This window comes from Micromonospora sp. H61 (assembly GCF_018070325.1).
In the GTDB taxonomy this organism is placed as follows: domain Bacteria; phylum Actinomycetota; class Actinomycetes; order Mycobacteriales; family Micromonosporaceae; genus Micromonospora; species Micromonospora salmantinae.
Genome location: NZ_JAGPXY010000011.1, coordinates 1 through 11,865 on the forward strand (window position 1 = coordinate 1; position 11,865 = coordinate 11,865).

The window sequence follows — 11,865 nt, forward strand, 5'->3', positions numbered from 1 at the left end:
GGTCGTCGGGCCGGTACGGCGAGGATCCGGCGCCGAGCCGGCGCGGGCGGGGGCCGCTGATCGCGGTACTGGCCGTCGTACTGCTGGTGGTCGCCGTCGCCGGGGCGTTCTGGTTCCGCCGTGGGCAGAGCGACCCGGCGCCGGCAGCCGCGCCGAGCAACTCGGCCGTCGCCGGTGAGCCCAGCGCGGACGCGGTCGAGCCGGCGCCGAGCGCCGCCGCGCCGGAGTCGTCGGCCGATCCCCGCTTCGCGAAGGTCGGTCAGTGCGTCCGCAACGACGGCACCGCCGGCGGCAAGCCGAAGCTGCTGATCAGCGGCTGTACCGCGAAGTCGTACGAGGTGCTGAGCCGGATCGACGGCCCGACCAGCGGCGAGCGGGACGCCGAGGCCAAGTGCGGCAAGGTCGAGGGCTACACCAACTGGTATTTCTTCGACAGTGAGCTGGACACTCTCGACTTCGTCCTCTGCCTCAAGCAACGCTGAGACCACCCACCCCCGGGGATGACATGACGACCTACGGACCTGCGGGTTCCGACCAGCCGGACGATCCGTACCAGCGCCCGCCCAACGAGCCGGACGGCTCACCACCGGTCGACCCGACAGTGCCCCAGTGGAGCACCCCGCCGGCCGCTGACGACCCTACCCGCCAGCAGTGGGGTCCCCCGCCGACCGGCGCGGAGCCACCGACGGCACCCATGTGGGCGCCGCCGCCCACCAGTCCGGAGCCGCCGACCACGCCGATGTGGGCGCCGCCGACCACCTCGGACCCGGGTTACCCGCCGCCGGGGCCGTTCCCACCGGCCGGGCCGTACCCACCGGCGGGCCCGATGCCCGGTCAGCCGGCCGGGCCGATGCCGGGTCAGCCACCCGCGCCGTGGGGGCAGCAGCCTCCCGGCGGCTACGGGATGCCGCCCGTCGCGCCGGCGAAGAAGACCGGCCGCAACGTCGCTCTCATCATCACCGTGGTGGTGCTGCTCGTGCTCTGTCCGTGTCTCGGCCTGGCCGGATGGGCGGTCTGGAAGGTGGCCGACGCTGGCAGCGACGCGGCGCGTACCCCGTCGACGAGTGCCCCGGGCGTTCCACCCGCGCTGCCCACCGACGCCCCGACGTCGGCCGCCCCGACTCCGGGCGAGGAGTTCGCCAGGGGTGACTGCGTGGTGAACGACGGCAGTGAGAGCGACGCGGACCTTCGCAAGGTGCCCTGCGGCCCGAACACCTATCAGGTGCTGCTGCGAATTCCGGCGACCACGGACGGCGACCGGTGCGAGACGCTAGCGCCACAGGCGACCGCGAACTACGTGCACGACAACTCGGTCGACCTGTTCGACTACGTGCTCTGCCTGAAGAAGCGCTAGCCCGACCTTGCCGATCGCTGGTCCGATTGCCAAAACTAGGGCTGTCTAGCGTCCACGCTAGACAGCCCTAGTTAGTGGTCGACGGGTCTCGACACGCCGGTAGCCGCATCTATCCATGTCTAGCCTCGCAGCTAGATGGCCCGATAATCTGCGATGCGTGGATCCGGTCCGCAACCCGTACGCGCCGGGCGCCGGTCAGCGTCCGCCCGAACTTGCCGGGCGGGGGCGGGAGCTGGACGTCTTCGACATCGTGCTCGAACGCATCGCCCGGGGTCGTCCCGAGCGCAGCCTGATGCTCACCGGGCTGCGTGGCGTCGGCAAGACGGTCCTGCTCAACACGCTCCGGTCGCAGGCGATCAACCGACTCTGGGGCAGCGGCAAGATCGAGGCTCGACCCGACCAGTCGTTGCGCAGACCGGTCGCCGCCGCACTGCACATGGCGGTCCGGGAGCTCGCCCCCCGCCACCGCGCACCGGACCGGATCGACGCGTTCCTCGGCGTCCTCAAGGCGTTCGCCCAGCGATCCAACCCGACCGGCCGGGCCGGTGCCGCCACCAAGCTGCGCGACCGGTGGCAGCCCGGCATCGACGTGCCGGCCGCCAGCGGCCGAGCCGACTCCGGCGACATCGAGATCGACCTGGTCGAGCTGTTCAGTGACGCCGCCGCCGTGGCCAGTGACGTCGGCACCGGCATCGCCATCTTCATCGACGAGATGCAGGATCTCGGCCCGGAGGACGTGTCGGCGCTCTGCGCCGCCTGCCACGAGCTGTCCCAGCTCGGCGCGCCGCTGATCGTCGTCGGCGCCGGCCTTCCGCACCTGCCGGCCGTGCTCAGCGCCGCCAAGTCGTACTCCGAACGGTTGTTCCGCTATCAACGCATCGACCGGCTCGACCGGATCGCCGCCGACCGGGCGCTCTGCGCGCCCGCCGAGCGCGAGGAGGTCGAGTACGAGCCGAAGGCACTCGACCTGCTCTACGAGAAGTCCGGCGGCTATCCCTACTTCGTCCAGGCGTACGGCAAGGCCACTTGGGACCACGCCCCACGCTCGCCGATCACCGCCGCCGATGTGCGGGTCGCCGCGCCCGAGGCGGAGGCCGAGCTGGCGGTCGGGTTCTTCGGTTCCCGGTTCGAACGGGCCACTCCCGCCGAACGCGAGTACATGCGGGCGATGGCCATGATGTCCGCGGTCGAGGGCGAGCCCGGCGCGGTGGTCCGCGACGACATGGACGCCGCGGTGCCCACCGCGGAGATCGCCCGTGCCCTCGGCCGCAAGCCGGCCAGTCTGTCCCCGGCCCGGGACGCGCTGATCAAGAAGGGGCTGATCTACTCCGGTGAGCGGGGCACCGTCGCCTTCACCGTCCCGCACTTCGGCCGGTACCTGCGGACACAGCCGGCCTGACCCCCGCCGATCGCGTCGACCCGGTCAGACCTTCGACCAGGGCGCCGGAAAGAGCACCTCACCGCGCGGCGGGGGGCCCTCCTCGCTGGTGGACGGCGGCAGCACCAGCGCCTGCCAGGGCTCACCGAGGCCGGCCCACGGGCCGGTCAGGCCCAGTTCACTCGCCGGGCCGAACCCGAACCGGCGGTAGAAGACCGGGGCACCGAGGACGACGACGAGCCGCTCGCCCAGCTCGGTGGAGGCGTCCAGGGCGGCCTGCACGACCGCCGTGCCGTGCCCGATACGCTGTCGGTGCGGCGCGACCGCCACCGGGCCGAGGGCCAGGACGGGCACGTCCGAGCCGCGCTCCGGCCGCAGCCGCACCCGGGTGAGCAGCGCGTAGCCGACCACCTCACCGCCGTACTCGGCGACCATGGCCAACTCCGGCAACCAGGCGGTGGTGTCGCGTAGCTCGTCGACGAGGCTGACCTCGGGCGGCGTCGCCACGTCCGGGCGGGCGAAGGCGGCGGCCAGTACGCGGCGGACCGGGCCGGCGTCGGCCGGGTCCTCGGGGCGTAGCCGCAGCGTGGTCACCCGCGCGACGTTACCCGCCAGCGCCCGTCCATCCGTGACGGTCGCTCGATTCGGCGTGGCGTACGTGTACGAACACCAATCCGATCCTGCGGTTGACGGGGTAGCAAACGTCGCGACGGGGTATGACTGATCCATGACGCCCGTACGCTCCCTCGCCCGCGCCATGCTGAGCGGCATCTTCGTGGTCAGCGGGTATCGCAACTTACGCGACCCCGGTCGGCTCGCGGTGGCCGCCAAACCGGTGACCGACAAGGTCGCACCCGTGCTCAAGAAGGCACACCCGAGCTTCCCCACCGAGACCGAGACGTTGATCCGGCTCAACGCGGCCGTGCAGGTCAGCGCCGGTCTGATGCTGGCCACCGGCCGGTTCAGTCGACCCGCGGCGCTGGTTCTGGCCGGCACGCTGGTGCCAGTGACCATCGCCGGGCATCCCTTCTGGAACAACGACGACCCGATCGCCAAGAACAACAATCAGATTCACGTCCTGAAGAACCTCGGGCTCCTCGGCGGTCTGCTGCTCGCCGCGGCGGACACCGGCGGCAAGCCGGGTCTGCGGTGGCGGACGGGCCACCGCATCGGCCACTCTCGACGTTCCATGCAACGCGCCGTCCGAACGGCCCGCCGAGAGGCCCGAATCGCCGTCCGCTCCGCGTCCACCGCACGTCGACTCCCCGGCTGACCTGCGTCGATCCGTCTGCGTCCCACCCCCACCCCTCGCTAAGGCCACGAATTACCTGAACCACCCGGTAGGCGTTAACGCGGTGGAAATGTCAAAAACATGTGTGGGATCGGACACGGTCGCATAACGCGGGAGGCACTGACGTGAGGCGCCGTTCTAGGCTCCGTGCAGGACCTGGACGGGTAGGACGACCTTGGTACGGGGGTGGCCACGCCATGCCGACGGATGTCGGTAGACGGGCGGACCGCCTCGCCCCAATCCAACGTGTGTCACGCGGCATCGACCGTGTGACGCGCGGGATCGATCGCAGGAACGTCGTACGGGGCGCCATAGTGGCCGCCGTCGCCTATGCCGCATGGCTTGCCATCGGCACCTTCGGGCGGCCGTACAACTTCTTCGACATGAAGATCTACCACGGTGCCGTGGTGTGGTGGGCGAGCGGTCACGAGCTCTACGAGTTCATCGCGCCCGAAACCACACTCGGGTTCACCTATCCGCCCTTCGCCGGGCTGGTGATGCTGCCGATGGCGCAGCTGCCGATCGGCGCGGCCGGCCTGGTCAACGCCGCCGCCAGCATCGCCGCCCTGGCGCTGGTGCTGGCCGGGCTGCTCCGACCTATCGTGGATCGACTCGGGTGGCCACTGTGGTTCACCGTGGCCCTGGCGGTGCCGCTCGCGGTCGCCATCGAGCCAGCTCGGGAGACCCTCGGCTACGGCCAGGTCAACATCCTGCTGTTCGCCCTGATCATGGCTGACCTGATCGGCCTTCGCTGGCGGTCCCGCCGGGGCACCCACTACGCCGCCACCGACGGCCCGCTGCTGCGCTTCATCTACGGCGGGGCCTGGGCGGGGGCCGGTATCGGCCTCGCCACAGCGGTCAAGCTCACCCCGGCGCTGTTCATCGCCTACCTGCTGATCACCCGTCAGTGGCGGGTGGCGGCCACCGCCATCGGCACCACGATCGGCGTGACGGTGGGAACCTTCGCAATCGTCGGTGACGAGTCGCGGACCTATTTCGGCAGCGTGCTGTGGCAGACCGAACGGGTCGGCGCGGCGGACATGACGCCCAACCAGTCCCTCGCCGGACTGCTCGCCCGGCTGTACGACTCGATCGAGACCCCGGGGCTGCTGTGGCTCGCCTTCTCGGTGCTGGTCCTGGCGCTGGGCCTGTCCCGGGCGGCCAGTTCCCGCGCCGACGGTGACGAGCTGACCGCCTTCACGTTGGTCGGTCTCACCGCGAACGTGATCAGCCCGATCTCCTGGACGCACCACCTGGTCTGGGTGATCCCGGCGATCATCGTGCTGGCCGACGCCGCCGTGCGTCGCCGCGAGGCGAGCCGGGGGATGCCGCAGCGCACCGGCCAGGGGCCGGCCTTCGGCGGTCTACCCGGGGTCAACGGGCTCCGCCCGCCGATCTGGTACCCGACGCTGACCGGGCTCCGCCACGGCTTCGCCGCGATCGGGCTCTACCTGCTCTTCCTGATCTCTCCGATCTGGCCGTACGAACACCAACTGCCGGAGATGTCGCACTACCAGGACGGCCTGTTCGGGGCACTGATGGAAAACTCGCTCGCCCTCGCGCTGATCGTCCTGGTCGCCGCGCTGCCCTGGCGTCCAGGCGCGGAGCCGGCGTTCTACGGCGACCGGCTCGCCCGGGCCGTGGTGGTCAACGGCCGCCGCTGAGCGGTCAGGGGCAGTTGACCCATTCGTCGGTGCCGTCGGTGAAGACCTGCCGCTTCCAGATCGGCAGTCGCGCCTTGACCTCGTCGACCAGTCGGGCGCAGGCCGCGAAGGCCGCCGCCCGGTGCGCGGTGCTCACCGCGGCGACGAGCGCCACGTCACCGATGACCAGGGGGCCGACCCGGTGCGATACCGCCACCGCGTAGACGTCGGGCTCCGCGGCGATCTCGGCGGCGACCTCGCGCAGCACCTGTGCGGCGCTGGGGTGGCCCTCGTACTCCAGGCTGGTGACCTGGCGACCGTGGTCGTGGTCGCGGACGACGCCCTGGAAGGACACCACGGCGCCGGCCCGGCGGTCGGCGACCGCCGCCTCGTGCGTGGCGAGGTCGAGCGGCTGGTCGGTGACCTCGCCGAAGGTGATCGCTGGTGCGGTCACGACGCACGCTCCCCGGGAAACAACGGCAGTGGCACGATCGGAACGCGGTCGCCCGGCTCGCCGCTGGTGCCGGGTCGGATGACCGCGAACCCGTCCGCGCCGGCCAGGCCCCGCAGCATCGCCGAGCCGACGTGGCGGACCGGGAACGCGACGCCGGCGGACCGGTCCAGTCGGACCAACGCCAGGTGGGTGTGGTCACCGCGACCGGGCACCGCCTCGGCCAACGTGACCTGGGGCAGCACCGGCATCGACCGGCCCTGGAGGCCGGCGAGCAGCGGGGCGACGAGCGACACCAGCGCGACGATGGCGGACTGCGGGTTGCCCGGCAGCCCGGCCACGAACCGGGCTCGCCCGTCGGGGCCGGTCAGCCGGGCCAGCAGCATGGGGAAGCCCGGGCGGACCGCCACCGTGTTGACCACGTAGTCGGCGCCGAGCGCCTCCAGGGTCGGGTGCAGGTGGTCGACCGGGCCGTTCATCGTGCCGCCGGTGGTGCAGACCAGATCGGCGTGGCCCAGCGCCGAGCGTAGGGCCGCCACGTGCGCGGGCAGCGTGTCGGCCACCGGGCCGACCACGTCGGACGGGCGGACCTGGCAGCCGTAGCGCCGCAGCCAGGCCGGGACCGCGGGGCCCAGCGCGTCGCGGATGCGACCGGCCGCGGGCGGGCCCGCCGTCAGCAACTCGTCGCCGAAGACCAGCAGCGCGGCGCGCGGCGCCCGTCGGACCCGCAGCGTGTCGTGCCCGCAGGCGGCGGCCAGGCCGATCACCGCCGGGTCGACCGGCGTGCCGACCGGCAACAGTTCCTCATCGGCGTACGCCTCCTCGCCGGGGTTCCGCCACTCGGGTGTCTCCCGGGGAACACCGGTGACCAGGCCGTCAGCGCTCGTCGACTCTTCCACCCGCAGCACGGCGGTGGCGCCCTCGGGCACCATCGCACCGGTCGCGATCTCGACGGTGGTGTCGTCCTCGGTGAGCGGCGCGGGGGTGCTGCCGGCCAGGACCCGGCCGACGACGCGCCACGGCCCGCTGCCGCGCACCGCCCAGCCATCCACGCTGGAGGTCGGGAACGCCGGCAGGTCGGTGCGGGTGGTCAACGGCTCGGCCAGGGTCGACCCGTCGGTGTCGACAAGTGGTCGGGCGGCGGCGGGCAGCGCGGCGGCCAGACCGACCGCGTAGACCCGCGAGCGGGCTTCTTCCCACCCGGCTGGTGGGGGTGCGGTGACCCGATCCGCTGTGGGTGCGGTTTCCGTGCTCACCGACCGAGCCTATCGGCACGGACCGACACCCGCCCGGGCCTGGCGCGCACCGGCCAGTGGTCGCCACCGCGGAGCGGTCAGTGGTCCCCGCCGCGGAGCTGGTCGACGGTGTGGCCGAGGATCGGCCCGAGAACGGCCAGGCCATCCCGGGCACCGCCGGTCGAGCCGGGCAGATTGACCACCAGCATCCGACCGGCGACCCCGGCCAGGCCCCGGGACAGCACCGACGTCGGCACGCGGTCACGACTGTGCGCGCGGATAGCCTCGGCAATGCCGGGGATCTCGTAATCCAGCAGGCCCCGGGTCACGTCCGGGGTCTGATCCGTCGGGGTGACTCCGGTGCCACCGCTGGTCAGCACCACCTCGACACCGTCGGCGCGGGCGGCCCGCAAAGCGTCGCCGACCGGCTCACCGTCGGGCACCACCACCGGGTCGTCGACCTGGCAGCCCAGCTCCCGCAGGCCGGCGACGAGCAGCGGCCCGCTGGTGTCGGCGTAGACACCGGCCGCGGCCCGATTGGAAGCGACGATCACCCGAGCCCGGATCACTGCCGGTCCTCCGGCCGAACCCACTCGCCGGTCTTGCCGCCCTCCTTGCGCAGCACCCGGACCGCCTCCACCGAGGCCGCCGGGTCGACCGCCTTGACCATGTCGACCAGGGCGAGACCTGCGACAGCAACCGCCGTCAGTGCCTCCATCTCCACCCCCGTCCGGTCCGCCGTGCGGGCAGTGGCCGTGATCTCCACGGTGTCGGCGGTCAACCGCAGGTCGACGGTGACGCCGTGCAGGGCGATCGGGTGACAGAGCGGAATCAGGTCAGGAGTGCGCTTGGCCCCCATGATCCCGGCCAGCCGCCCGACGGCCAACGCGTCACCCTTGGGTAGCCCGTCGCGATGCAGCAGGTCGATGACCTCGGGCGTGGTCCGCAGACGGCCGGCCGCGACGGCCAACCGACCCGTCACCGCCTTGGCGGAGACGTCGACCATGCGGGCCGCGCCGGCGCGATCGACGTGGCTGAGCTGCGCGGGTTCGGTCACGGTCGTGAGCCTATCGGTGCGGTACGACGGCGGTCGGAAGGAGCGGCGTCGCGCTGGCGACGCACCGGGTGCTGACGGCGCAACTGCCCCGACGCCGCTCCTCCCTCACCAGCCCACCACCAAGGTCGCTGGGGGGACCCAGCAGCGGGCGCGTGTCGACGACCCGGTTCTGCCCAGGGGCAGAACCTCCCCCGTTCGTCGATACGGCCGGTAGGTTACCGGGCGTGCCGATAAGAAATCGATAAGCGCCGTTCAGGCTGGTCAGCGCTCTGCGACCACCGTCGCGCCAGTCAACTCGGCGAGGCGACGTTCGGCCTCGAAGCGCTCCGGCACGCCCATCCGTCGGAAGATCGCCAACGCCCGCTCCCAGTGCCGTCGGGCCTCGGCCGGGTCGATGCGGGCGAAGTGTTCGGCGAGCCCTGCCAACGCTCGACCCTGCTCGTGGGGGTGCGCGATCCGAGTGGCCAACCGCAACGCCTCCTGGTGCACCTCGAACGCCTCGCCACCTCGCCCCTGCGCCAGCAGGGTGCGCCCGAGTTCGTTGAGCGCAGCCGCCTCGACGTGTCGCTCCCCCGAACCGATCGACAGCTTCCGGGCCAACTCGTGCTCCTGCTGGGCCTCCACCAGACGACCCAGACCGCGATAGGCGATCCCGAGGTCGTTGCGCACCTCGGCCTCGGCGTACCGGTGGCCGGTGCGATCGCGCAGGGCCAAGGAGGCCAGGAGAATTCGGATCGCCTGCGGAAGGTCACCCATCCGGAGGCGTACGGCGCCGATGTGGCTGAGAGCGTTGAGGGTGTGGAACTCGTCGGAGTTCGTTCGGGCCCACGCCAGGTGCAGGCGGTGGATCCGCAGCGCCTCCTCGTAACGGCCCAGGGCCGTCAGTGCGATGCCGAGATTCGGCAGCACCATCGGCACCCTGACGTTGCCGTACCCCTTGTAGTCACGCAGGCACTCCAGACCGACCGTCACCGCTTCGGCCAGATTGCCGCTCCACCAGTAGACGGCGGCGAGATTGGCGCGGTATCGAGCCGCGTTCAGCGCGTCCCGCGACTCTCCGGCTAGGGCGACAGCGCGGGTCAGATGGTGCAGCGCTGCCCGGTTGTCGCCGGTCCGAACGTATCCGGAAGCGAGGTAGTTGTTCATCAATGCCATTGCGCCGACGTCCCCGGATGCCTCCGCTGCGGTCAGCGCGTGCCGGTGGGTCGTGATGATGTCCTCGAAGTACCCGCGGATGTAACACAATCGCCAGAGAGCGCGGGCCAGTCGCCAGGAGTGCTCGTGGAAGCCCTCATCAAGTGCTGACCTCACCATCGTCACCAGGTCCGTCCGCTCCGTCTCCAACCAGTCGGCGGTGGGCTCCCCGATCGCGTCGATCAACTCGGGTCGCGCGAACGGAAGATGTGTGACGCGAGATCCCAGGTCGTTGAACTCCAGCGTCTTGGCGACCCTCAGTGCCATCTCCAGGGTGAAATCGAACAGGTTTTCCAGCCCGGCCTTTCGGTCGCTCGCGGAGTCGGTGCGCGAACACAGTTCGATGGAGTACTGCCGCATGAGGTCGTGCAGTCGATATCGCGTCGAGTCCAGATCCTCCACCAGGTTCCTGTCGACGAGGTCGTCGAGCGCCGCGCGAGCTTCCGCGATCGTCAGACCGGTCAGCGCTGCTACTGCCGGTGTGCTGAAGCGGCTACCGGGATACAGGCCCAGGAATCGGAAGACACGCTTGGTCGAACTCGGAAGAGGCTCGTAGGAAGCGGCGAAGGCCCCGGTGACGGTGCTCTCTTCCTGGGCCAGATGGTGCAGCACCGGAACCTCGCCGGCCATCTGCCCGGCAAGGTCCGCCAACCGCCAGCCGCGCCGATGCGCCAGCCTGGCACCCGCCAGCCGGATCGCCAGTGGGAGGTACCCGCACCGGCGCACCACTTCGGCGGCCGCATCCGATTCGGCTTCGATCCTGTCCCGACCGACACTCAGGCTGAGGAGTTCCAAGCTCTCCCGGGGGTTGAGGAGCGGGAGCGTCTGCGAGGGCCCGACATCCGGGTGGGTCAGACGCCGCCGTGAGGTCACCAGCACGACGGTGGTCGGCTCGACCGGCAGCAGGGGCATGATCTGCTCGCTGCTCGCCGCGTTGTCGAGCACTATCACTGATCGCCGACGTGCCAGTTCCTGCCGCCACAACTCCACCCTGTCGTCGAACTCCACCGGCACACGGCCAGCCGGAACGCCCATCTGTCGTAGCAGCGAGGCCAGAGCACTCGCCGGCTCCACCCGGTTCTTCTCGCCGTGCCCGCACAAGTCGATAAACAGCGCGGCGTCCGGGTATCGATCGGACAGCCGGCGGGCCAGATGCACGGCGAGGGTCGTCTTGCCGCTACCCGCCATGCCGTCGATGATGTGCACGGCTGGCACCCGCTCTTCGATCCGCCTGGTCTCCGCCAGCAGTCGCGACACCACGTCCTCCCTGCCGACGAAGTCGGTGACCGCTCGGGGGAGGTGATCCACCAGGTCGGGCTGAGGCGCTCTTGCGGAGACCGGGACATCGACTGTGGAAGTTGGGTTCGAAACACGACGGGCGCTCTGGCCAGCCGGACGGGATGCGGCGCGGTTCGCCGGCGGCCGGGATGGCACCGCCGAAACGATCGTGCGGTGGAGAGCCTGGAGGTCGGAACCCGGGAGGACGCCGAGTTCGGCCATCAGCTTCGCCCGAACCTCGTCGTACGTGACGAGCGCACCCGCGTGGTCGCCGCGCTCGTGCAGCGCCCGCGCGAGGAGAACGTACGCCGGTTCCCGGAGGGGATGACGGGCGATGACCTCCCGCAACAGGGGGATCGCCTGGTCGCCCCGTCCCGCCCTGAGCTGCGCGTCGGCAAGGAGTTCCACGGCCAGCAGGCGTCCCTCCTCGGCGGCCATCACGCGCGCGCCGAGCACAGGCCCGAGCGTGATGCCGGCGAGCATCGCACCCCGCCAGCGCGCCACGGCGGACCCCAACCGTTCCAGAGCGCGGTCGACGTGGCCGGCTATCAGGGCTTCGCGACCCGCTACGCACTCCATCTCGAAGCGAAACACGTCAATAGCTTCCGGCCCAAGGGTGAGCCGGTAGCCGCTCTGCTGTCTAACGAGGACGCCCCGACCAGACTGGAAAGCCTCGAAGGTTCGGCGCAGATTGGCGGCGTAGGTCCGTACGTTCGCCACTGCGGAGCGCGGCGGACCGTCCGGCCACAGCTCGTCGACCAGGTCGTTGAGGGTCACCAGTTGCCCGGGTTGGACCGCGAGCATCGCGAGGACAGCCTGCTGTTTGGGCGTACCCAGGTGCAGCTTGCGAGCAAGCAGTTGCACCGAGAGGCCGCCCAGAAGTTGAATCTCCACCCGTCCCCCTGCTTCAGCGGGGTATTCAGCCGATCACGGAACGAAGCTTACGGGCACCTGATGTAACGCCCGATGCCATCAAGCCGCCGA

11 protein-coding genes are annotated in these 11,865 nt (G+C 71.0%); 5 read left to right on the forward strand and 6 right to left on the reverse strand.

The annotated features are described in order from the left end of the window. From KBX08_RS08150 to KBX08_RS08160, 3 genes are all read left to right on the forward strand, one after another. Positions 1-482: hypothetical protein (locus KBX08_RS08150; protein WP_210782028.1), on the forward strand; the 482-nt coding region annotated here is incomplete at its 5' end. Between the two features lie 422 nt (positions 483-904). Continuing rightward, on the forward strand, positions 905-1,354 hold the full coding sequence (locus KBX08_RS34640) for a hypothetical protein (protein WP_210782186.1): 450 nt from the start codon (positions 905-907) through the stop codon (positions 1,352-1,354). Positions 1,355-1,511: 157 nt separating this feature from the next. Continuing rightward, positions 1,512-2,753, forward strand: coding sequence for an ATP-binding protein (locus KBX08_RS08160; RefSeq protein ID WP_210782030.1), 1,242 nt, complete (start codon positions 1,512-1,514; stop codon positions 2,751-2,753). A 24-nt stretch (positions 2,754-2,777) separates the two neighbouring features. Here KBX08_RS08160 and KBX08_RS08165 read toward each other — a convergent pair whose 3' ends face one another. Then, positions 2,778-3,326, reverse strand: a complete 549-nt coding sequence (locus tag KBX08_RS08165) for an N-acetyltransferase (RefSeq protein WP_307850480.1) — start codon at positions 3,324-3,326, stop codon at positions 2,778-2,780. 133 nt (positions 3,327-3,459) lie between these two features. Here KBX08_RS08165 and KBX08_RS08170 point away from each other — a divergent pair, with 133 nt between their 5' ends. Both KBX08_RS08170 and KBX08_RS08175 read left to right on the forward strand, forming a co-directional pair. Next, positions 3,460-4,005: a DoxX family protein gene (locus KBX08_RS08170; RefSeq protein ID WP_112583895.1), complete on the forward strand. Its 546-nt coding sequence runs from the start codon at positions 3,460-3,462 to the stop codon at positions 4,003-4,005. A gap of 215 nt (positions 4,006-4,220) precedes the next feature. Beyond that, positions 4,221-5,687 (forward strand): glycosyltransferase 87 family protein, encoded by a 1,467-nt coding sequence (locus tag KBX08_RS08175; RefSeq protein WP_210782034.1) that lies wholly within the window; start codon positions 4,221-4,223, stop codon positions 5,685-5,687. A 4-nt stretch (positions 5,688-5,691) separates the two neighbouring features. Here the strand turns inward: KBX08_RS08175 and KBX08_RS08180 are convergent, their stop codons facing one another. The 5 genes from KBX08_RS08180 to KBX08_RS08200 form a co-directional block, all read right to left on the reverse strand. Continuing rightward, positions 5,692-6,120, reverse strand: a complete 429-nt coding sequence (locus KBX08_RS08180) for a molybdenum cofactor biosynthesis protein MoaE (RefSeq protein ID WP_210782036.1) — start codon at positions 6,118-6,120, stop codon at positions 5,692-5,694. Further along, positions 6,117-7,373: a molybdopterin molybdotransferase MoeA gene (locus KBX08_RS08185; protein ID WP_210782038.1), complete on the reverse strand. Its 1,257-nt coding sequence runs from the start codon at positions 7,371-7,373 to the stop codon at positions 6,117-6,119. Before KBX08_RS08185 ends, KBX08_RS08180 begins: the two co-directional genes overlap by 4 nt. A gap of 77 nt (positions 7,374-7,450) precedes the next feature. Then, positions 7,451-7,921, reverse strand: a complete 471-nt coding sequence (locus tag KBX08_RS08190; RefSeq protein WP_210782040.1) for a molybdenum cofactor biosynthesis protein B — start codon at positions 7,919-7,921, stop codon at positions 7,451-7,453. Then, positions 7,918-8,409 (reverse strand): cyclic pyranopterin monophosphate synthase MoaC, encoded by a 492-nt coding sequence (gene moaC, locus KBX08_RS08195; protein ID WP_210782042.1) that lies wholly within the window; start codon positions 8,407-8,409, stop codon positions 7,918-7,920. Before moaC ends, KBX08_RS08190 begins: the two co-directional genes overlap by 4 nt. A gap of 261 nt (positions 8,410-8,670) precedes the next feature. Further along, complete coding sequence (locus KBX08_RS08200) at positions 8,671-11,775, reverse strand: BTAD domain-containing putative transcriptional regulator (RefSeq protein WP_210782044.1); 3,105 nt, start codon at positions 11,773-11,775, stop codon at positions 8,671-8,673. Between the last annotated feature and the right edge of the window lie 90 nt (positions 11,776-11,865).